20 protein-coding genes are annotated in these 21,152 nt (G+C 73.1%); 10 read left to right on the top strand and 10 right to left on the bottom strand.

Going from position 1 to position 21,152, the window contains the following annotated elements; translation table 11 throughout:
* The first annotated feature begins 23 nt into the window (after positions 1-23).
* Positions 24-482, top strand: coding sequence for a cytidine deaminase family protein (locus ABD236_RS08690; protein ID WP_344072003.1), 459 nt, complete (start codon positions 24-26; stop codon positions 480-482).
* A 25-nt stretch (positions 483-507) separates the two neighbouring features.
* Here ABD236_RS08690 and ABD236_RS08685 read toward each other — a convergent pair whose 3' ends face one another.
* From ABD236_RS08685 to ABD236_RS08675, 3 genes are read right to left on the bottom strand one after another with little or no spacing between them, the layout of a single operon-like run.
* Positions 508-4,206 (bottom strand): nSTAND1 domain-containing NTPase, encoded by a 3,699-nt coding sequence (locus ABD236_RS08685; RefSeq protein ID WP_344072000.1) that lies wholly within the window; start codon positions 4,204-4,206, stop codon positions 508-510.
* The gene (locus ABD236_RS08680) at positions 4,203-5,204 is read right to left on the bottom strand and encodes a hypothetical protein (protein ID WP_344071998.1); all 1,002 of its coding nucleotides are present in this window, start codon (positions 5,202-5,204) and stop codon (positions 4,203-4,205) included. Before ABD236_RS08680 ends, ABD236_RS08685 begins: the two co-directional genes overlap by 4 nt.
* A gap of 4 nt (positions 5,205-5,208) precedes the next feature.
* Positions 5,209-5,685, bottom strand: a complete 477-nt coding sequence (locus ABD236_RS08675; protein ID WP_344071996.1) for a hypothetical protein — start codon at positions 5,683-5,685, stop codon at positions 5,209-5,211.
* 238 nt (positions 5,686-5,923) lie between these two features.
* Between ABD236_RS08675 and ABD236_RS08670 the strand changes: the two genes are divergently transcribed.
* Together ABD236_RS08670 and ABD236_RS08665 are read left to right on the top strand one after the other, a co-directional pair.
* A complete protein-coding gene (locus ABD236_RS08670; RefSeq protein WP_344071994.1) occupies positions 5,924-6,703 on the top strand; it encodes an SDR family NAD(P)-dependent oxidoreductase in 780 nt (259 codons plus the stop codon).
* A 26-nt stretch (positions 6,704-6,729) separates the two neighbouring features.
* Positions 6,730-7,101 carry a MerR family transcriptional regulator gene (locus ABD236_RS08665; protein ID WP_344072267.1) on the top strand — a complete coding sequence of 124 codons (372 nt, stop codon included), beginning with the start codon at positions 6,730-6,732 and terminating at the stop codon, positions 7,099-7,101.
* Positions 7,102-7,149: 48 nt separating this feature from the next.
* On the opposite strand, the gene ABD236_RS08660 is transcribed toward ABD236_RS08665, so the two are convergent.
* Positions 7,150-7,605 carry a hypothetical protein gene (locus ABD236_RS08660; RefSeq protein ID WP_344071992.1) on the bottom strand — a complete coding sequence of 152 codons (456 nt, stop codon included), beginning with the start codon at positions 7,603-7,605 and terminating at the stop codon, positions 7,150-7,152.
* Between the two features lie 381 nt (positions 7,606-7,986).
* Between ABD236_RS08660 and ABD236_RS08655 the strand changes: the two genes are divergently transcribed.
* Positions 7,987-9,846 (top strand): M1 family aminopeptidase, encoded by a 1,860-nt coding sequence (locus ABD236_RS08655; RefSeq protein WP_344071990.1) that lies wholly within the window; start codon positions 7,987-7,989, stop codon positions 9,844-9,846.
* Between the two features lie 33 nt (positions 9,847-9,879).
* Here ABD236_RS08655 and ABD236_RS08650 read toward each other — a convergent pair whose 3' ends face one another.
* Positions 9,880-11,103: a citrate/2-methylcitrate synthase gene (locus ABD236_RS08650; RefSeq protein WP_344071988.1), complete on the bottom strand. Its 1,224-nt coding sequence runs from the start codon at positions 11,101-11,103 to the stop codon at positions 9,880-9,882.
* Positions 11,104-11,215: 112 nt separating this feature from the next.
* Between ABD236_RS08650 and ABD236_RS08645 the strand changes: the two genes are divergently transcribed.
* The gene (locus ABD236_RS08645) at positions 11,216-12,379 is read left to right on the top strand and encodes a citrate synthase (protein WP_344071984.1); all 1,164 of its coding nucleotides are present in this window, start codon (positions 11,216-11,218) and stop codon (positions 12,377-12,379) included.
* 144 nt (positions 12,380-12,523) lie between these two features.
* Here the strand turns inward: ABD236_RS08645 and ABD236_RS08640 are convergent, their stop codons facing one another.
* From ABD236_RS08640 to ABD236_RS08630, 3 genes are all read right to left on the bottom strand, one after another.
* Complete coding sequence (locus tag ABD236_RS08640; RefSeq protein WP_344071982.1) at positions 12,524-12,973, bottom strand: hypothetical protein; 450 nt, start codon at positions 12,971-12,973, stop codon at positions 12,524-12,526.
* Between the two features lie 59 nt (positions 12,974-13,032).
* A complete protein-coding gene (locus ABD236_RS08635; RefSeq protein WP_344071980.1) occupies positions 13,033-14,304 on the bottom strand; it encodes a phage baseplate protein in 1,272 nt (423 codons plus the stop codon).
* A 169-nt stretch (positions 14,305-14,473) separates the two neighbouring features.
* Complete coding sequence (locus tag ABD236_RS08630) at positions 14,474-15,640, bottom strand: phospholipase D-like domain-containing protein (protein ID WP_344071978.1); 1,167 nt, start codon at positions 15,638-15,640, stop codon at positions 14,474-14,476.
* A gap of 470 nt (positions 15,641-16,110) precedes the next feature.
* On the opposite strand from ABD236_RS08630, the gene ABD236_RS08625 reads away from it, so the two are divergent.
* The 3 genes from ABD236_RS08625 to ABD236_RS08615 are packed head-to-tail and all read left to right on the top strand — an operon-like array spanning position 16,111 to position 17,685.
* A complete protein-coding gene (locus tag ABD236_RS08625; protein WP_344071976.1) occupies positions 16,111-16,266 on the top strand; it encodes a hypothetical protein in 156 nt (51 codons plus the stop codon).
* Entirely contained in the window at positions 16,263-16,853 is a 591-nt protein-coding gene (locus ABD236_RS08620) for an RNA polymerase sigma factor (protein ID WP_344071974.1), read from the top strand. Before ABD236_RS08625 ends, ABD236_RS08620 begins: the two co-directional genes overlap by 4 nt.
* Positions 16,837-17,685: a hypothetical protein gene (locus ABD236_RS08615; RefSeq protein ID WP_344071972.1), complete on the top strand. Its 849-nt coding sequence runs from the start codon at positions 16,837-16,839 to the stop codon at positions 17,683-17,685. The genes ABD236_RS08620 and ABD236_RS08615 overlap by 17 nt, the downstream gene beginning before the upstream one ends.
* A 106-nt stretch (positions 17,686-17,791) precedes the next feature.
* On the opposite strand, the gene ABD236_RS08610 is transcribed toward ABD236_RS08615, so the two are convergent.
* Positions 17,792-18,730, bottom strand: coding sequence for a GDSL-type esterase/lipase family protein (locus ABD236_RS08610; RefSeq protein ID WP_344071970.1), 939 nt, complete (start codon positions 18,728-18,730; stop codon positions 17,792-17,794).
* Between the two features lie 262 nt (positions 18,731-18,992).
* Here ABD236_RS08610 and ABD236_RS08605 point away from each other — a divergent pair, with 262 nt between their 5' ends.
* On the top strand, positions 18,993-19,679 hold the full coding sequence (locus tag ABD236_RS08605) for a GNAT family N-acetyltransferase (RefSeq protein ID WP_344071968.1): 687 nt from the start codon (positions 18,993-18,995) through the stop codon (positions 19,677-19,679).
* Positions 19,680-19,739: 60 nt separating this feature from the next.
* Complete coding sequence (locus tag ABD236_RS08600) at positions 19,740-20,639, top strand: aminoglycoside phosphotransferase family protein (protein ID WP_344071966.1); 900 nt, start codon at positions 19,740-19,742, stop codon at positions 20,637-20,639.
* A 45-nt stretch (positions 20,640-20,684) separates the two neighbouring features.
* Here the strand turns inward: ABD236_RS08600 and ABD236_RS08595 are convergent, their stop codons facing one another.
* The gene (locus ABD236_RS08595; protein WP_344071964.1) at positions 20,685-21,149 is read right to left on the bottom strand and encodes a hypothetical protein; all 465 of its coding nucleotides are present in this window, start codon (positions 21,147-21,149) and stop codon (positions 20,685-20,687) included.
* Positions 21,150-21,152 lie beyond the last annotated feature (3 nt).

Below are 21,152 nucleotides of genomic sequence, written 5' to 3'. Positions count from 1 at the left end.
CGCCCCCGCCGTAGCCTGCGGGCATGCAGATCCCGACCCATGAACTGACCGCCGACGACCTCGAACTCATCGAGTACGCCCGTGCCATCGTCGAGGCCAACACCGACGGGGAGGCCGGTGTCCACACCATGGGCGCCGCCGTCCGCGGGGCCGACGGCACGATGTACGGCGGCATCAACCTCTACCACTTCACCGGCGGGCCCTGCGCCGAACTCGTCGCCCTCGGCAACGCCCGCGCCTCCGGCGCCCGCGAGCTCTCCACCATCGTCGCCGTCGGCAACCTCGGCCGAGGCGTCGTCGGCCCGTGCGGCCGGGACCGCCAGGTGCTCTTCGACTACCACCCCGGCATCCGCGTGCTCCTCCCCACGGCCAGGGGAGTGGTCGCCGGCGTCCAGATCAAGGACCTCATGCCGTTCGTGACGGCCTGGAGCCTCGAGGAGGGGTCGAAGACCTACGACGGCGAGCAGCCGGGAACGCCGTGACCCCGGCCGCCGCCCCGTGGCGGCCTCACCGCCCGCACAGCGCCCCCGGCGCATGACCCGGCGCATAGGTCCGCCAGGTCCCCTGGGTGATCCGGCCCCCGGAGACGACGCACGCCAGCGCCTCCCACTCCCGCAGGGCGAACGGCCAGCGCACCACCGTCGTCGCGCTGCCCGCCACCACGGCGCGTCCGCCGGGCGCGAGGGCGAGGGCGGTGACATCGCCCTCGTTGTAGCGCAGGGGGCTGCCGACCGGGGCGCCCGTCGCCGGGTCCCAGAGGCGGACCGTGCCGTCCTCCGCCCCGGAGGCCAGCAGGTCCTCGCCCCACACCAGCGAACGTACGGTGTCGGTGTGGCCCGTCAGCGTCCGTGCCGCATGGCCGGAGCCCGTCTCCCAGAGGATGACACGGCGGTCGTCGCTGCCACTCGCCAGCATCTGGCCGTCCGGGGAGAACGCCAGGGCGGGGACGTAGAGGTCGTGGGCCCGCAACTCCGCCGGCGGGGAGGTGTAGGCGGTGTCCGCCCTCCACAGGAGGACGCGTGACCGCTCCCCTCCCCCCACGCCCACCGCCAGCTCGCCGTGCGGGCCCAGCGCCACCGACCTCACCTCGCCCGACCCGCCTGTCCGCACCGGCGGGCCGTCGGCGCCCGTCGGTGTCAGGAGCAGCACCGGCCCCTCCCGCCAGGCGGCCACCGCCGTGCCGTCGGGGGCCGTGCGCACGTCCACGGCGTGCGGGTGGCGAACCACCACGTGCTGGGCGCCCGTCCGGGTGTCGAGCTCGCGCAGGGCCCCGTCGGCGGTGAGCGCCAGGAGCGCCGTGGGCGAGCGCCAGGCCAGGCCGGACACCTCGGAGCCGCCGGTGCTCCACGAGGTGGGGGTGGCGAGGAGGCGGACGCCGCCGTCGGCGGTACCCACGGCGAGTGCGCCGCCGGGGCCGTACGCGAGCGAGGTGACCGCGGCGCCGAACGTGCCCACCGGCTGGGACGCGGGGGAGCGCCGACCCGTCACGTCCCAGGACACCAGCCGGTGTTCGGTGCTGAGCGCCACCAGCGTCCGGCCGTCCGTGGCCAGGTCCCGGACCGCCTGGCCGGGAGGCCCCGTACGGGTCGCACCCTGCGGTACGGGGGAGCCGCGCAGCACCCAGCCGCGCACCCGGCCCACCTCGTCGCCCGTGTACACCACCCCCGTGAGCGGGTCCGCCACCACGGCCGTGGCCACGGGAGCAGCCGCCGTGGCGGGCGTGCCCGCCAGCGCCCGCGTGCCCGGCCAGCCGCTGATCCAGGTGCCGTCGACCGCCACGGGGCGCCGGTCCGGGCCCATGGCCAGCCGGATTCCATAGGGAGCCGCGTGGAGTTCCGCATCCGCCGCCGTCGCCTCGCCCACCGCCGCGACCCGAACCGCCACCACATGCCCGCCCGCCGCCACCGCGGCCAGATGCTCCCTCTCGTCCACGACGATCGACGACACCGAGCCGGGCAGCCTGACCGACGGGAGGGGCAGGGGCGCCTTGCCCGGCACCAACCGCCAGCGCAGCAGTGCGCCGTCGTCCGTTCCGGACAGCAGCACCCCGGCCGACTCGTCGACCGCGACCGCGCCCACCCGTACGCGTGTCGGCGACCCGGCCCGTACGGCGGCCTGTCGGCCCTCCACGTCCTGCACCACCACGGACCCCGCCTCGTCCCCGGACACCAGCCGGCCCGACCGCGTCAGGGCCACCGCCGTCACCGTGTCCTCGTGGCGCGTCCCCGCGCGGCGCACCTCCCGTCCGGTGAGCGGGTCCACCAGGCGCACGGTGCCGTCCGAGCAGCCCACCACCGCCGACCCTCGCGCCGTGAGCTCCGGGGCGAGCACGTTCGCCGCCACGCCGCGCAGATCCGGGACGAGGGACGCCAACTGGCCGTCGGGGGAGGACAGGACGTTCACCAGCGTCTCGCGCGTGGCCCGGGTGTCGCGCACCCGTACGCCGGCGAGCGCGATGAGCGCCGCCGCGTCGCGCCGCTCGCCCGCCGCCGTCCGCGCCTGGGCCGCGAGCCGCAGGGCCTCCACGGTCGTCCTCGCCTCGTCGGCGGTCCGCCACTGCCGGTACACCACCACCCCGGCCACCAGTGCCAGCACCAGCCCGAGGGTGATGAACACCTGCTGCCGGAGCACGGTTCGCGTCCGCTTCTCCGCCTTCCTGGTGCGCTCCTCGGCCTGGCGCCGGTCGTCCTCCGCCGCGCGCGAGGCCCGGACGAAGTCCCGCTCGGCCGGGTTCAACGACCAGCGGGCGCCGTCGAGCTCGTCGATGCCGCGCAGCTGCCCGGCCGGCAGCAGGAAACCGGGGTCCCTGCGCTCCTCCAGCCAGCGGCGCGTCTGCGCGGAGATCTCGTCCTGGAGCCGCTTGGCCTTGACGTCCTCGAACAGCCACTGCCGCAGCAGTGGCCACTTCTCCAGCAGCACCTCGTGGGCGACCTCCAGCGTCGGCTGTGCCGTCCGCCGCTCCCGGTCCACGAGCAGCAGCCTCGCCTCGACAAACGGGCGTACGGCCGCGAGCACCGCCGCCTCGCTGTCCGCCTCGGTGACCAGCTCCGCCGCGGGCGCCCGGTGCCGCGTCGGCCGCTCCCCGGCGCCCAGATAGGCGAGGCGGGTGAAGACCCTCCGTACGGTGGCGTGCAGATCCGGATCCAGGGCGCGCCAGATCCCCTGCACCCCTTCCTCCAGGACCGCGCCGATGCCGCCGAGCCGCTGGTACGCCGACAGCGTCAGCTCGTTCTCCGGGGTCCGCAGCTCCCACAGCCGCTTCAGGGTGTACGCGATCAGGGGCAGACTGCCCGCCCCGGCGCCGGCGTCCTCGATGATCCGCCGGACCAGCGTCTCCTCGACATGGCAGCCGACGGCCTCCGCCGGGCCCCGTACCGCGGCGCGCAGCCCGGCGTCCGAGAGCGGGAGCAGCCAGTACTGATGCTCCGTCACCAGCCGGGCGAGCGGGGCGCTCGCCGCCAGCCGGTGGTACAGGTCGGCGCGCAGCGCCACCAGCACATGAGCCAGCCCGTCCGCCTCGTCGGCGACAGAGAGCAGGGCCTCCTCCACGCACCGGCGGTCCGCCTCCAGGACCGTGGGCTGCAACAGCTCCTCGAACTGGTCGACCAGCCACGCCACCCGGCCACCGCTCGCCCGCGCGAGCCGCGCCGACCACCGCCCGAACAGCGCCGGATCGCGCCGCAGGTCCGCCGCCTCCGGCAGCGGACCGCCGCCCTCCACCGGGCCCCAGGCGTCGCGCAGTTGCTCGGCGAGCCGCTCCACCGGCAGCTCACCGGGCACGAGATGCCCCACGGTCCAGCGCGGCAGCCCGGGAAGGCCGCGATCGCGCAGTCGAAAGCGCACCCCCGCGTACAGCAAGGACGACTTTCCGCTGCCCGAGGGCCCCACCAGCGCGCTGACCGGCTGCCGTACCAGCCGGCGCAGCACCTCGTCTCTCTCCTCGGCCCGGCCGTGGAAGAACGCCTCCCACTCCTCCCCGAAGGGCTGGAGCCCCGGGTACGGGCAGCGGGCCGGGGCGGGGGTGCGGGGAGCGGCGCTCTGCTGGATCAGGAACTGCTGGAACGCGCCCACGTGCACGTCCCGGCCCGCCGCGATGCCGTGGGCCCGGATGGTGACGCTGCCGGACCCCTGGACGACGGGGCCGATGTCGCGCACGCCGAAGGGCGGCCCCGCCGGTTGCTCGGGCTCCTGCGCGTCCGCCGTCATGCCGACGGCACGGCGCTGCCCGACGCGGTCACCGTATAGGCGCGCTCGGGCAGATACACCCGGGTCGCGGTGTGGTCGGACGCCATGGAGCCGTTCATCCGGCACACTCCAAAGGCGCCGCTCGGCTTCGACGGGCGCACCTTCACCGTGACGATGGGATCGTTGACGCCGATGGTCTGCGGTGTGTCCACGAGCGCGCAGGCTCCCTCGGCGGTCACGTTCATCAGCCCGCCCTTGAAGGGGTCGGGGCTGGAGACGTGGATCCGGACGGCGACGGGCGCGGAGGGATACCTCATGGGCTGTCTGGCGTCGGCCCAGGAGAGCGAGACCACCTGGTAGCCCACGGCGAAGTCACCGCGCACCGGCCCGGCCGGAGCCCAGGTGGCGTCACCGTCCTGGGAGGCGAGGACGGTGCATTTGCCGGTGGTGCTGTTTCCGATGGTGACGCTGGTGGTGCCGTTCGCCGTCGTCAGCCGGCAGTCGCCGAACTCGTCGGCCAGCGCGTAGCGCACGGGCAGACCGGAGGTCGCGCAGGCGTGCAGGGCGACGCTGGTGTGCGGATAGGTATGGGCGGTGCCGGGTCCGGGGAACACCACGGTCTGGGTGCGCCGCCCACCAGTCGTGCCGGTGGGCGGGGACGGCAGACCGCAGGGGCCGGACTTGCCGCCGCTGCCGGGGGAGTGGGAGGAGCGGGTGGAGCTGCCCTTGCCCGGGCCGGTGGATCCGGTGTCTTCCGGGTCCGGGGATCTCGTACTCCCGGGACCGGACGAGCTGGTGCCACCGGAGCCGCTCCGGCCGGGGTCGGTGGTCGTCGAGCCGTCCGGTGTGCCACTCGCGTCGGGGTCGCCGGGCGACGGGGACTCCTGACCGCCCCCGTCGGTGACCGCCGTCGCCGGTGGCCGTACGGTGTCCTCGTGTCCGCCCGGGGATCCGCAAGCGGCGGCGGCCAGGACGAGGACGGCGGCGGCCAGTGCCGCGTTGACTCTTCTGTACCGCATGGCCTCAGCCGGCCGTCCGGCCGGAGTCCGCCCCAGGCGGCTCCTGCCCGTCGGTGGTCCGCTGCTGGAAGAAGCCGCTGACGGTGACGTCCCGGCCCGCCGCGATACCGCCGCCGCGGATGTCGACGCTGCCGCCGCCGACGACGGCGGCGCCGGAGTTCTCGACCCGGGACCCCTGGGTCCGCCCCTCGCGCTCGGCCGCGACGAGTGCCGCCAGCGTCCGGGCGAACTCCGCGTCCGCCGCCATGAGTTCCTCCAGGTGGTCCGCGACCGCCGCGCGGCGGTTGGTGTTGCCCGGCTGGTCCCCGAGGCGCCGCAGGGCGCCGTCCGCCTGGGGGTCGCCGCGAAAGCGCTGGGCGACGGCGTCCCACACGGACCGGGCCCGGTCGCCGACGATGCCGTCGACGGCGACACCGGCCGTGTGCTGGGCCCAGCGGACCAGGACCGCGGTGATCGCGCCGACGGTCACGGGATCGGTCATGAGGTTCGTCCCCCCGGCCATGGTGATGGGACCTGTCCATGAGGTCCGTTTCTGCGGCTCGGAGCCGTCCGGCTGTCCGGAACAGCCCGGTGGGCCACCAGGATTGTCGTCCCGCCCGGTTGCGGGCGCAGGACCTGTGCGCATCTGTCGAGCCGGAATACGTCCGCTGTCGTATCCGGGGCGAGGCCTCTCGCGTAGAGCCTCTGCTTGACCCTGTCACTGGCGGCAGGGTTGAACGATGTGCGGCATGAACACCCACACCACCGCTCACTCAACCACCGCCGACAGAGTGGTTGTCGTCACCGGCGCCGGCACGGGTATCGGCCGGGCCACCGCGCACGCCTTCGCCGACGAGGGCGCCCATGTCCTGGCTGTGGGGCGGCGGGCCGAACCGCTGCACGAGACCGCCGCCGGCCGCGGGCGGATCACGCCGCTGGTCGCCGACATCACCGCCGGGGGCGAGCCCGCGAGGATCGTGGGGAGCGCGCTGGAGCTGCACGGCCGTCTGGATGTGCTGGTCAACAACGCCGGCATCGTACGCAGCGGTGCGCTCGCCACCCTGGACCCCGGGCTGATCGCCCCGCAGATCGCCACCAACCTGGTCGCGCCGCTGCTGCTGGCACAGGCCGCGCTGCCGTCCCTGGAGGCGTCCGGCGGGGTGATCGTCAACGTCAGTACGTCGGTGGGGCAGCGGGGCTGGCCCGGGAACTCCCTCTACGCGGCCACCAAGTCCGCGCTGGAGACGCTGACCCGCAGCTGGGCCGTCGAGCTGGCGCCGCGGGGCGTGCGGGTGGCGGCGGTCGCGCCCGGAGCGATCGAGACGCCGATCGGAGAACACCAGGGCCTGACACCGCAGCGGCTGGCCGCGCTGCGCGCCTGGCAGCTGGCGCACACCCCCCTGGGCCGGATCGGCCGACCCGAGGACGTCGCCCGAGCCATCACCCACCTCGCCGCAGCGGCCGCGTCGTTCGTCACCGGGGTGGTCCTCCCGGTCGACGGAGGGGCGGTGGTGGCGTGATACATCTGGTCCGGGAGGTGGAGCGGGTGCGGATAGGCGAACTGGCGAAGGCCACCGGCACGACGGCACGCGCGTTGCGCCACTACGAGGAGGCGGGCCTGATCGCCTCGGAGCGGGCCGCCAACGGCTACCGCGTCTTCGACGAGCGCATGGCCGTCCGGGTCCGCAACATCCGCCATCTGCTGGGCGCGGGGCTCACCTTGGAGGACGTCCAGGTCTTCCTGCCCTGCCTGGACGGCGACGTGTCCGCCGCGCCCCCGTCCGACCGGGGACTGCGCGTCGCCCTGGACCGGCTGGCGGTCCTCGACGCCCGCATCGCCGCCCAGACCGAGGCCCGGAACCGGCTGGCGGCCGCGCTCGGGGAGAGGGCCGGGGGACGGATCCGCCCGGTGGCCTGACGAGCCACCCTCCCTCGCGCGCGACCGTCATCCGTCACGCCGGACGCCTCACACCGAGGAGTCGTCGAACGGCGCGCTCATCACGTCCGAGGCCTGGCAGTACGCGATGACGCCCGTGCTCACCTTGATCTTGCAGACCTCGATGTAGGCGTTGTCGATGTAGCCGCCCGGCTCCGCGTACGTCGTCCACGTCGCGGTGTCCTGGCCCGTCGGGATCGTCCGCATCCGCCAGACGATGTGGCCGTTGGCGCCGTTGGTGACCAGGCGGGCGCCGATGGCGTAGCCGTCGGGCGAGGTGTCCTGGACGCTGATCGTGACCGGGTCCAGGCGGTACGGGCTGATCCGCCAGCCGAGGCTCACGCTGCCGGCGAACGAATAGTCCGTCGCTCTCAGGCTGGACGACGTGGTGAGCGGGGCCGCGGCGGCGGGTGTGGCGGCCGCCGGGACGACCACGGCGGCCAGGGCCACCGTCGTGCAGGCGGCCAGGGCGTGCTTGAGACGCATGAATCCCCCGAAAGTAGAGCTCAGTTGAACTGAGGTGCGAGATGATCACTTTAGCGCCACTCGGCTTGTTCTGATGCACGCTCAGCCGGCGCTCACCTCGCACTCCGGCGCCGCCTCGTGTGCGGATCGCCGCCACCGGCGAGGGGGGGAGGAGGTGACGAGCAGAAGACAGTTTTACCTGGTCCTGATGGCATGCTCTGGTCAAATCTGCCAGGCTTTCCGGCAGTCGCCGCCCTGGACCGCCCCGGGGAGGCGCGGCAGAAATCTCACCGCAGCGATCGCGTCAGCGATACGCGCAGTCCGCGGCCGCCCCCGGCGAACCCGAGCCGACGAGCGGCCACCGAGCACGCCGGAATCCCGGCCGCGTCAAAGGAGTCACGTGTGAGACCCACCCCCCACAAGGCCCTCGCTGCGGGCGCACTCGCCGTCGCCGCGCTGGCCGGCCTCTCGCTGACCGGCAGCGCCGCGGCGGCCGCCCCGCAGGCCGCCCCCCGGGCCGCCGCCTGCACCCCGGCCCAGGCCGTCGCCAACGGCGGCTTCGAGAGCGGGACTTCGCCCTGGACCCAGTCCCAGACCAGCGTGATCACCAACCGCGCGGGCCAGAGCGCCCACGGCGGAAGCTACTTCGCCTGGCTGGACGGAGTCGGCCGCACCCACACCGACACCCTCTCCCAGAGCGTCACCATCCCCTCCGGGTGCGCCTCCGCCACACTCACCTTCTGGCTGCACATCGACACCGCCGAGACGACGTCGTCCACCCAGTACGACAAGCTGACGGCAAAGATCGGCAGCACGACGCTGGCGACCTACTCCAACCTCAACAAGAACACCGGCTACGTCCAGAAGTCCTTCGACGTGTCGGCCTTCGCGGGGCAGACCGTGAGCCTCGCCTTCACCGGCACCGAGGACTCCAGCCTCCAGACGAGCTTCGTCGTCGACGACATCGCCCTCAACACCTCCGGCGACACCACCCCGCCGGGCGACTCCACCCGTACGCCCGCCGCACCCGCGTACACCGTCAACCTCAGCAGTGACACGAGTGGTTCGGTCTGGAACGGGCACGAGAGCGCGACCTTCACCAACGCCTCCGCCACGCCGCTGAGCGAGGTGTATCTGCGGCTGTGGGACAACTACCACGGCACCTGCTCGGCCATGCCGATCACCGTCACCAACGTCACCGGCGGCACGGCGGGCTCGCTCTCGGTGGGCTGCACCGCCCTCCAGATCGCCCTTCCCGCCCCGCTCGCCCAGGGCCAGAGCGCCACGATCGGCTTCGACCTGGGCATCACCGTGCCCAGCGGAGCCGACCGCTTCGGCCACGACGGGGCGTTCAACAACATCGGCAACGCCCTGCCCGTACTCGCGGTCAAGGACGGGGCCGGCTGGCACCTGGACCCGTACACCAACAACGGCGAGTCGTTCTACTCCCTGGCCGCCGACTTCAAGGTGACCCTCGACCACCCGTCGTCGCTGCTCGTGCCCGCCACCGGCACCTCGGTCGACACCCCCGGCTCCAGCGGCCGTACGGTCACCACCGCCACCGCCGCCAAGGTCCGTGACTTCGCCTGGGCGGCGGGTCCGTTCAGCAAGATCTCCGGCACCTCGGCCGCCGGGACCGCGATCAACATCTACTCCGTCTCGGGCATCAGCTCCACCGACGCCCAGTCGATGCTGAGCACCGCCAAGAGCGCGGTGGACAGCCACGCGGCACGCTTCGGGGCCTACCCGTACGGCGAGCTGGACGCGGTGATCGACAACAACTACTGGTTCGGCGGCATGGAGTACCCCGGCTTCGTCCTCGACCTGGTCAGCACCACCGCGCTCACCCACGAGATCGGCCACCAGTGGTTCTACGGCATCGTCGGCGACGACGAGTACACCAGCCCCTGGCTGGACGAGTCGTTCACCGACTACGCCACCGACCTGGCGCTGAACAAGACCGGCAGCGGCTGCTGGAACAGCGTCTCCTGGGCGTCGTCGGCCGAGAAGATCACCAACTCGATGGCCTACTGGGATGCCCACTCCTCGCGCTACTCCACCGTCGTCTACGGCTACGGCAAGTGCGCCCTGCACGACCTGCGGCGCGTCCTCGGTGACACCGCGATGGCCACACTCCTGAAGGACTACGCCACCGCGCACTGGTACGGCGTCTCCACCACCGCCGAGTTCAAGGCCGCCGCCCAGGCGGCCACGACCACGGACCTGACGTCGTTCTGGACCCAGCACCGCATCGACGGCTGACGCCGCAGCCCGAAAGGTGTCTTCCCTCGCCCGTCACGGCAGCGGCTGTGGCGGGCGAGGGCCCGTGTAGTGGGCGCTCGGGCGCATCCGCAGCGGGTGCTCCTCGTACTCCTCCAGGGCGTGCGCGATCCAGCCCGCCGTGCGGGCCACCGCGAACACCGTCTCGCCCGCCTCGGCGGGCATTCCGCAGGCCACGCTGAACACCGCGAGCGCGAGGTCGACGTTGGCGTGCAGCTCGGTGTGCCGGGCGGTGGTGGCGACCACGTCCCGGGCGGCGGCGAGCGCCTCCTCGGCCTGCGGAACCTGGGCGAGCAGTGTGAACAGGGCCTGCGCGCGCGGGTCCTCGCCCGGGTAGAGGCGGTGGCCGAGGCCGGGCACCCGGCGACCCGAACGCAGGTGCGCGGCGACCACGGGGGCCGCGCCGCCGCGCTCCAGCACCTCGGCCAGCATCTGGTGGGCGAGCCCGCTGGCGGCTCCGTGCAGCGGACCGTCGAGCGCGCCGAGCCCCGCCGAGACGACGGCGTACGGATGGGCGCGCGCCGACGCCGCGACCCGGGCCGCGAGGGTGGACGCGGCCAGATCATGGTCGATCAACAGGGCGAGGGCGGTGTCCAGTACGTTGACCGACGCCTCGTCGGGGAGCCTGGGTGTGAGGCGGTGCCAGAGCTGCCAGGCGAGCCGCTCGGCGCCCCGGTGGCGCTTGCCCACCGGCGGCAGCGCCCCGACCAGGGTCGGGATCAGCGTCCGGGCGCAGCCGAGCACCGCCGCGGGCTCCAGGTCGAAGCGGAGCGGATCGGCGGCCGAGACGGCGACCGCGGCGGCCCGCAGCCGGTCCATGGCGCCGCTGTGCGCGGGCAGCGCGCCGATCGCCAGCCGCGCCGCGTCGAGGAACTGCTGGGGGGCGGTGAACCGGGCGCCGCGCGGCAGCGTGCCGGTCCACACCCACTCGGCGACCTCCTCGAAGCCGTATCTCCCGGCGAGTTCGACCGCGTCAACGCCACGGAAGTAGTAGCGGTCCCTGTCGATGAAGGTCAGTCCGGTACGGAAGGCCAGCTCGCCGGTGCGTACGGCGGGCTCGCGGCGGGCGCTGCGCCGGGCCAGCGCGTCGACCTCCTTGGCGTCGAAGGTCGAGCCGCGCCCGCCGGGCGCCCGCTCACTGCTGAGCTGGCCACGGCTGACATACGCGTACACCGTCTCCGGCTTCACACCGAGCCGTTCGGCCGCCTCGCGGGTGGTGAGTCGCGACTGATCCGTCATGAGGTCACCGTATCCAAGATCGATCAACGTTGATTCAATCAATATTGACAGGAATCTCGTCAATCATAGACAGTCGAATCAATATTGAGGGAGATCGAGGGAGGAACAGACCATGCCGACCACGACCATGCCGACCACCACCCCGGCAGTGCCCCGCGGGCTCGCGGGCGTCGTCGTCACGGACACCGCACTCGGAGACGTCCGCGGCCGCGAGGGCTTCTACCACTACCGCCAGTACTCGGCCGTCGAGCTCGCGCGGACCCGGAGCTTCGAGGACGTCTGGCATCTGATGTTCCACGGCGAACTGCCCGACGCCGCCGCCCGCGCCGACTTCACCGCCCGCACCGCGACCCTGCGCCGACTGCCCCGTGAGGTGAGCGAGGCCCTGCCCGGTATCGCCGCGGCGGGCGCGGCCTCCGGCCCGCTCGCCGGACTGCGCACCGCGCTCTCGCTGCTCGGTGCCGCCCAGGGGCTGCGGCCGGTCTACGACCTCGACGCCGAACAGCGCCGCGCGGACGCGCTCGCGGCCTGCGCCGCCGTCCCGACCCTGCTGACCGCGCTGTACCGGCTCGGCCAGGGCCTCGAACCCGTCGAGCCGCGCGACGACCTCTCGTACGCCGCCAACTACCTCTACATGATGACGGGTTCACAGCCCCAGGCCGAGCGTGTCCGGGCGATCGAGCGCTACCTCATCTCCACCGTCGACCACGGCTTCAACGCCTCCACCTTCACCGCGCGCGTCGTCGCCTCCACCGGCGCAGACATGGCGGCGTCGCTGGTAGCGGCGGTCGGGGCGCTCTCCGGCCCGCTGCACGGCGGCGCCCCCAGCCGCGCCCTGGACACGCTCGACGCCATCGGCTCGCCCGACCGCATCGACGCCTGGGTGCGCGAGCGCGTCCTCGCGGGCGACCGGATCATGGGCTTCGGCCACCCCGTCTACCGCACCGAGGACCCGCGCTCGCGGATGCTGCGTGGTATCGCCGAGGGCATCGGCGGCCCGCTGGTCACCTTCGCCGTCGAGGTGGAGCGGCGCGTCGAGGCGATCCTCGCCGAGCTGAAGCCCGGCCGTGAACTGCACACCAACGTGGAGTTCTACGCGGGCGTGGTCATGGAGCTGTGCGGGGTGCCGCGCGAGATGTTCACCCCGACGTTCTGCGCGGCGCGCGTGGTCGGCTGGAGCGCCAACATCCTGGAGCAGGCGACGGACTCCAAGATCATCCGCCCGGCGGCCCGCTATGTGGGCCCGCCCCCGCCGCAGCCCGTCCCGGCGCCCTGACGTGACCGCGCGAGGCCCGGCTGCGGGCGGGCCGGTCGCGCACCCGCCGGGGCCCCGACGGGGGGCGGCCCCGGCGGCGCGGCGGCCCCGCTCGGGCCGAGGCCTGAGCGGGCCGCCGTAGGACGGGGTGTCAGGCGGTCGGTGTCAGCGCCAGATCGTCTGGACCGAGTCGAACTGCACCCAGGTGATCGCGTTGCCCGAGTTGCCGCCGAAGATGGTCACGGAACCGGCCGTGTTCACCTCGAAGCGGCAGGAGTTGATGCCCTGGCTGTTGTTGCGGGGCGCGGTGGCCCGGATGTACGAGGTCGGCCTGGCCATGGCGGCGGGCAGCGTGGCGACCTTGGTGTCGGCGGCGAAGCTGCCGTTGATGATGCCGCGGGCCTGGAGGAACTGGGTGCCCGCGATGGTGACGAGGCGGACCTGCGGGGTCGCGCCGGTCTGCGCGGTCACACCGGGCTCCAGGACGAGGTCGGCCCAGTCGCCGGCCTCCACGCCCGCGGCGGCCGCGGGGGTGGCGGTGGCGATGTTGGCGACGGCGACGGCGGCGGGCAGCGCGAAGGCGGCACCGAGGATGCTGCGGCGGTTGTAGGACATGCTGGTTGGTCTCCTTGACGAGGCCTGGTACGAGATGACGGAGAGGTCGGGGGGCGCGGTCAGCGCCAGACGGCGCTGAAGCTGTCGAGCTGGGCCCAGGTGATGGCGTTGGTGTCACGCCCGCCGAAGAGCCGCAGCACGCCGTCGGTACCGGCCTCGACCCGGGCGACGCACGTGCCGCCGTTGTTGTTGCGCGGGACGTTGCAGCGGGCCGCCACGCTGGGGGTCAGCGCGTCCGGCAGCGTGCCGAGGTCCACGTCGCCCGTGAAGCTGCCCTTGACGCCACCGCTGAGCTGGAGCGTCGTGGTGCCGGCGACGCTGATGAGCCGGCCCTGGGGCGGGTTCACGTCGGCGGTGACACCCGAGGCGAGCGCGATGGGCGTCCAGTCCGTCATCACCTTGACGCCGTCGACCTCGACGGTGTCCGGGATCGTCAGGAGGGTGCAGGTGCGCGGGCCGGGGTCCTCGCAGGCGAAGCCGAAGTGGAGGTTGGTCACGCCGTTGCGCGTGTCCACGTGCATGCCCTCGGGCTCGCGCCACTCCAGGCCCGGCGCGGCGGTGATGAACTGGTGGGCCAGGACGTTGCCGGTGGCCCACTCCATCGCGGTGATGTAGGTGTTGCCCGGCGGCGGGTTCCTGGTGGCGGTGCTGGACTCGCCGTTGAGCATGTACAGCACGCCCCGGTGGGAGGCGTACCCCTGGAAGACGCCCAGGTCCGCGGGCAGCTCGACGCGCTGGAGCGGCTCGAAGACGCCCGCCGAGGCCTTGGCCAGGTCGTACCGCTCGAAGTGCGTCGCGCCGTCGGAGTAGAACCGCACCACGAGCTCGTTGGAGCTGCGGTCGATGGTGGGCGTGGCGAAGAGCGCGGTCGGCGTGGGGCGGTACGGCTTGGCGTGCAGCGAGGAGCCGAAGTCGAGCACCGAACCCGAGCGGAAGTCGAAGTTGGTGATGGAGGTACCGAAGCCCTCGTTCTTCGAGTTGGGCTGCGAGGCCGTCTCGGTCCACAGGCGGATGGTGCCGTTGCGGTTCTCGACGCCGAGGTTGACACCGTGGCCGAAGCCCCGCAGATACATGTATCCGGTGATGGCGCCCGACCGGTTGAGGCGGGTCACGCACATGTCGCCGCGGCTGTTGCGGGTGTCGTAGTCGACCGGAGCGGACTCCCCGCTGAGGGTGAGCCCTCCCTGCATCAGCTGGAGCACGAAGATATCGCCCGACACCGGGTCGGTGTGGAACGACTGCATCACGGTGCTGTTCTTGAGCGGGCGGCGGTGCAGCAGCTTGCCCACCGGGCCCGCGATGTCTATCTGTCCTTCAATGGTGACGCTCAACGACGCCGCTCCTTCATGCACATTTCGGTGCTGCCGTGATCGGAACGGCGTCAGTGTCGCATGGGTGTTCCCCGGAAGAGGAGCCGTGGTGCGCCGGGAAGGGCCGCAGCCCCGCCCGGCGTACCAGCAAGCCCGACATGTCAGGAATGGCTGCCTCCGGTTGTCGGTGTCAGCCGGTCAGGGTCGCCTTGGCGCGCATCGCCAGGAAGTTCGTCCGGTAGGCGTCGTGGGTCGCGGCGCCCTCGACGCGCAGCAGCGCCTCGTCGTTCTCCCTGAGCGAGGAGACGTCGAGGTTGTGCGAGCCGGTGAAGGTCCACTTGGTGTCCGGGTGCCCCGCGTAGTTCCCCTCGACCAGCAGGTACTTGGAGTGGACGAACAGGTCGTCCGCCTCGCTGTCGGGCGTGCCGTTGTCGAGGTGCAGCCGGTACGGCTTGATCCGGGCGTGGTTGCCGAGGGTGGCGAGCTGGCTGGTGTCGTTGTAGACGACCTCGATCCAGCAGTCCTGGTCGGCCAGCTGCCGCAGCTTGCTCGCCACCTCGGTGCGAGTGAAGGCGTAGGCGGCGACGCGGACGACCGTCTTGTGGGAGGCGGAGCCGACCGTCGTGTTGCCGGTGCAGGAGACGTTGTTCAGCACGTCGACCATGAGGTCGCCGGTCGACTGCGGGAAGAAGTAGTACTTCTCGCCCCCGGCCGTGCTGCCCTGCCGGTAATAGTCGGCGTTGCGCTTCTCGGCGGCGAGGTCGTTGAAGTACGCCGTGTACGCGGTGTAGAGGTCCGTGTTGCCCACCGAGGTGTAGGCGTTGTTCCAGAACCGGGAGGTGTTCGCCGCGGTCTGGTTGGCGGACGTCTGGATCACCACGTCCTCGGCGACACCGGGGTCTCCCACCCGGGAGAAGAGGAAGAACTTGTTGTGGTTGATGTGGTTCTTGCTCGGTTCGAGCGTGGTGTCCGCGATGCACGCCCGGTCCTTCGGGCACACATGGACCCAGGACGGCTGGGTCATGTCCTTGCCGAGGGCGGCGACCAGCTGGGTGGCCGCGGTGGAGGTGGAGTACGAGTAGTCCAGGACGACCCGGACCTGCACACCCCGGTCGTGGGCGCGGGTGAGCGCGTCGCTGTAGACGGTGTCGGTCAGGGCGTACAGGGCGGCGCGCAGCGTGCGCCCGCTCTGGGTGTTGTCGATCGCCCCGATGATGTGGTCCTTGATCGCGTTCTGCTCGGCCACGGTGCCCTGCGGGTCGTTGAAGACCGCGCCCGTGGTGGGCATCGGCGCCGGGTCCGCCACGGCGGCCGGGGCCGGGACGAGCAGCGCGGCCAGAAGGGACCCGGCGAGCAACGCCGCGGCACATATGCGTCTGATGTCTCTCACTCCTCGACAAAGATCGTTCCTGCTGTGAGCAGGTGCACGATAGCCCCCCGGCGCCGGTCCCCCGACGGCGCCCGGCGAAATCGGTTGCCTCGCCTGTCGTGTGTCTTGCATCACATGCGCCACGGACGTTGCGTTGCTTCCGGTTTGCGCAATCTTGCGCCAGTGCGCTCCGCCGACCGCGCGAACGGCAGGTCAGGCGCCGGGTGTCGAGACGTACGTACCCTCGCCGCCTGCCCGGACGGGCAGCGGGAAAGGCGCTGCAAACGCATGTTCGGGACGGGAGCGCAAGTGCCCGGTGACCTTTCACGGCTCCGCGGTTGCACATTCCGGCGCCGCCGGGCGTCATCTGTTCGAAGGCCCGCACCGGCGCCTTCCGGGGCCGTCGGGGGGCGGGACGGACGGGCCCCGTCGTGCACCAGAAAGGAGCCCGAGGTCTCGTGACGAATGATCGGGTAGGCGATGTGGTCCTGGCGGTTCTCGCGCTGCGGGTGTTCGGCCGCGACGCGGCCCTGTTACTGCGGCGCGCGGCCGCCGCCGGCGTACGCACCGGCGTGAGCGAGTTGCTGCGCACGGGCGGTGAGGGAGACCGGTGACCCAGGAACTCCCGCACGGCGCGCCGGGCAGACCCGCGATGACGAACCAGCAACTTCCGGTGGACTTCAGCGCGTTCCACCATATGCACCGGCCGGTCTATCTGCGCTGGGCGCAGACGATCCTCAACCACCGCGCGGACGCCGAGGAAGCCGTCGACGCCGCCTTCGAGCAGCTCCTGATGATCTGGACGGTCGTCCTGTCGAAGGAGAACCCCGCCGCGTACGCCTGGAGCGTGCTGCGCAGCCGCACCCTGGACCTGGCCCGCGCCCGCAGCCGCCGCCCGGCGCTGCTGGAGGCGGCCGCCTTCGAGACGGTGGCGCTCACCCGCACCGCCGACCCCATCGGCCAGTTGGAGGAGAGCCTCGCCCTCTTCCACGCCATGAACCAGCTCCCGCCGCGCCAGATGGACGTCATGGTGCTGCTCCACCTGCACGGCCTGACCCCCGCACAGGCCGGCGACCACCTCGGCATCACCGCGGCCGCCGTCCGCTCCACCGCCCGCCACGCCAAGCGCCGGCTGCGCCACACCCTCGGCCTGGCGGCCCAGCAGACCGAGGAGGGACACGCTGATGACATCGCCCATTGACGCAGTGCTCGCCCGGGCCCGTCTGACCCACCGGCCCTGCACCGAGGCCGAGGTCGGCGCCGCCGAGCAGCGCCTCGCCGCGTGGGTCGGCGCCCCGCCGTCCCGCCTCGCGGCCCGGCCGGGGCGTTCCCGGCCGGCGGTCTGGCGCGCGCTCCTGTCCGAGCCCGGGCCCCCGCTGGACGAGCTCAGCGCGGCCCAGGACCTCACCGTCGTCTGCGAGATGTTCGTCATCCACCCCGACGCGCTCGACGACCTCACGCTCTTCTTCGCCCGCGCGCTGCCCGAGCCGGCGGGCGCCCGGGTCCTCGGTTGCATGCTGCATCTGACCGGCCGCCCCGAGTCCGCCCGGTTCTGGTGGCAGTACGCGGCGGGAGCGGGCGACGCGGCCGCCACCTTCTGCCTCGGCCTGCACCACCGAGCCCTGGGCGAGCACCCCGAAGCCGACTGGTGGCACCACCAGGCAGACACCCTCGGCGCCCACCGGACGACCGCCGGGGACGTCGACCTGACCACCACCCTGCGCATCCTGCGCGCCCTGCGCACCGGCCCCCTGCCGGTGCCCGATCTCGTCCACGCCGTGCTCGACTACATACCCGCCGCCCTCTCGTACGTCGACGACGACCTCGACCTGCCCCTGCCCGACCCCGACTTCGCCGACCACATCACCGCCCTGACCACGCACGCGGCCACCACCACCGGCTCCCCCCGCACCCCGCCCGGCCGCGCTCCCGTCCCCCTGCCGGAACGCCCCACCCGCGACCGCCCGGCCTCCTGCGCGTCGGGCCGGTGCGTCACGGGCGAGCCGTGGCCGCGCCGTCCTGGAGGCGGGTGAGGAAGGTGAGCACCCGGCGGGTGAGCAGCGCGGCCGCGCTTTCTCTGTACGAGGGCAGGCTGTCGTCGGCGGGGCGGACCACCGAGCGTCGCCCCGGCCCCCGCGCTCAGCGGCCGACGGTGAGGAGGTGCTGGTAGAGCGCCTCGTGTCCCTCGGCCGCCGGGTGCAGGCCGTCCACCAGCAGGTCGCTCTTGCCGTGCAGCGGCTCCCACATGTCGAGGTAGTCGATGTGGTTCTCCCGGCACCAGGCGCGCAGGGACTCGCGTACGGCCAGCGCCCGGGCCTCGGTGAAGCGCAGGCCCCCGTAGTCCGTGGTGCGCTCCTCGTCGAGCCAGGTGGGTCCCATGACGACGAGCCGGGCGTTATGGGCGTGGGCGGTCGCGGCGAGCGAGTCGAGGCTGTCCGTGAGGTGCGCCAGTGCGTCGCGGGAAGACTGCGCGGGGGCGAGCGGTACGGCGGAGTCGTTGATCCCGGCGGCGACGAGGAGGGTGTCCGGCAGACGGGGAGCCAGCAGGGCCGGTGTCTGCTCGCCGACCTGGGCCAGGGTGCTGCCGGGGATGGCCAGGTTGAAGACCCGGTGGCCGGCCTCGTTCGCGGCGATGTGGGAGGCCGCCAGCCGGGCCGCCCACCCGCCCCGAGGATCGCAGCGCCCGTACGCGATGCTGTCGCCCACGATCACGATGCGCGCCGCCGGGCGCAGCGGCCGGGCGTCCAGGTAGGCCCAGGCGCTCTCCCCGGAGGAGAGCAGGACCCGCCGGCGGGTGTAGTCGTCGACCTCGTAGGCGTCGGCCGCGGCGAGGTCCTGGTCGGTGAGGCGCAGCACCGCGCCCTCGACCGAGGCGCCGTACTCGCGCTCCAGGGTCAGATGGACGTCCAGGCCGCTGGTGGCGATGACGGCCGGGTCGGTGATCGGCAGTGGCCGGGTGGTGTACCCGGCGAGCGACGCGGGGGAGGTCGGCACGGCCTGGCCGAAAAGGGCGGTCTGGACCCGCTCGTCCCTGAGCGTGCCGAAGGAGAAGAGAGCGTGAGGGCGTGAGGCGGTCACTTTGGGGTGCGGGGCCTTTCTTGACGGGTTGATCAACATCACCCTAACGGGTGCCCCGGACCCGTCCCTGGGCGCCGAGGACCGTGGCCCACCCCGCATTCATCCCGGCGTCGGCATCCCTTCACGTACCGGTCCTCCCCAAAGCGGCCCTCGGGCCCCACACTGATCCACATCCCGCACGCAACGGTGGCGAGAACCGTCCGCCGTGCCGTCGACCGGGCGCCTCACCCACCCCGCCCCTTCGCTCAAGGACGCAAGGCCCGTGCCCGAACCCGTCACCCTCCACGGCCGCACCGTCCGGCTGGAGCCGCTCGCCGAACACCACGTCGAGGCCCTGGCCGGGGCCGCCGCCGAGGACCGCGGCAGCTATGCCTTCACCCCCGTGCCGTGCGGCGTCGAGGCGACGAGGCGGTATGTCGCCGACGCGCTGACGGCTCGCGCGGCGGGCCGGGCCCTGCCGTTCGTCACCGTCAGGGTCGCGGACGGCCGGGTCGTGGGCTCGACGCGGTTCTGCGAACTGGACTACTGGCAGGGGCCGGTGCCCTGGCCGCCGGCCCCGCGCGGCCCGCTGGGACCGGTGGCCACCGCCGTCCCCGACGCGGCGGAGATCGGCGGCACCTGGCTCTCCGCCCGTGCTCAGGGCACCGGCATCAACACCGAGGCCAAACTGCTGATGCTGCGCCATGCCTTCGAGACCTGGGGCGTCAGGCGCGTCTCGCTGCGCGCCGACGCCCGCAACCTGCGCTCCCGCGCCGCGATCGAACGACTCGGCGCGACCCTCGACGGAGTGCACCGGGCCCACTCCCGGGGCCTGGACGGCACGGTGCGCGGCACCGCCTTCTACTCGATCCTCGACGAGGAGTGGCCCGGAGTACGGGAGCGGCTGCGCCGGCGCGTCGACGTGCGGCCGAGCCCCACGGACAGCATGCGCTCGCTCGTCCCGGCGTGAGAGGGGCGCGGCACAAAAGGGTTTGACGCCCTCCGCCCTGCGACGATCGGATGGTGGCCCATGAGCACCGCGCAGCCGCACCCCGACGCACACCCCGTCGACGACGCCCTCGTACGGCGGTTGGTGGCCTCGCGGTTTCCCCGGTGGGCGGGGTTGCCCGTCGTGCGCTTCCCCTCCGGAGGGACGGTCAACGCCGTGTACCGGCTGGGCGACGACATGGCCGTACGGCTGCCGCTGACCCGGGGCGGAGCCGAGGACGTGGCGATGGAGCAGGAGTGGCTGCCGCGTCTCGCGCCGCTGCTGCCCACGCCGATCCCCGAGGTGCTCGGCGCCGGGCGGCCGGCCGAGGGTTTTCCCTGGGCGTGGTCGGTGCACCGGTGGCTGACGGGGGAGAACCCCGAGGCCGGGGCGCTGACCGAGCCCCTGCTGCTGGCCGAGGACCTGGCCGGGTTCGTGGGCGCGATGCGCGGCCTCACCCTGCCCGGCGCGCCCCCGGCCTATCGCGGCGGGCCCCTCGCCGCGCTCGACGTGGCGACGCGGGCGGCCGTCGACGAGCTGCGCGGGATCCCGGAGGAGGGGATCGACTGCGACGCCGTGCTCGCCGTGTGGGAGGACGCGCTGCGCGCCCCGGCCTGGAGTGGCCCGCCGGTGTGGCTGCACGCCGATCTGATGCCGGGCAATCTACTGGTGGACGGCGGCCGGCTGACCGCGGTGATCGACTTCGGGTGCATGGGCGTGGGCGACCCGGCCTGCGACCTGTTCCCCGCGTGGAACCTGCTGCCCGCCGACGCGCGGGAGGTCTTTTGCGACGCGCTCGCGGTGGACGACGCGACCTGGATCCGCGGCCGTGGCCGGACCCTGTCGCAGGCGCTGATCGCGCTGCCCCACTACCGTACGACCAACCCGGCGATGGCGGGCAACGCCCGGCATGTGATCCGGGCGGTGCTGGGCGAGGACTGAGAGCCTGGCCGCGGGTGGGGGCGTAGGCGCCCCCACCCGCCCGCGTCAGCGCTGTACGGACGAGAAGTTGTCGAGCTGGATCCAGGTGACCGGGTCCGAGGTCTGCGGGCCGTAGACCATGACGCGGCCCGCCGTGTCGGCCTCGATCCGCGTGGCGTTGACGCCGAGGTGGTTGTTGCGCGGGCAGACACCGCGGGTCATCTTCGGCGGGCGGATGGTCGCCGGGAGCGTGCCGAGCTGCGCGTCGTTGGAGAAGTTGCAGGTGACCACACCGCGCAGCTGGAGGAACTCGGTGCCCGCGATGCTCACCACCCGGGCCTGCGCGGGGGTGTCCGCGCCGGCGGAGACGCCCGCGGCCAGCGTGATGGCCGTCCAGTCCACGACGATCTGGACCCCGGTCGGCGCGGCCGCCGCGGGCGAGGCGGCGAGCAGCGGCACACCGACGGCCGCGGTGGGTACCGCAAGGGCGGTGGCGAGCAGGGAGCGGCGGCTGGTGCTGCGCGAGGGCATGGT

It is taken from the genome of Streptomyces crystallinus (assembly GCF_039521265.1).
GTDB classification, from domain to species: domain Bacteria; phylum Actinomycetota; class Actinomycetes; order Streptomycetales; family Streptomycetaceae; genus Streptomyces; species Streptomyces crystallinus.
This window is presented reverse-complemented; position numbering and strand designations above follow the sequence as displayed.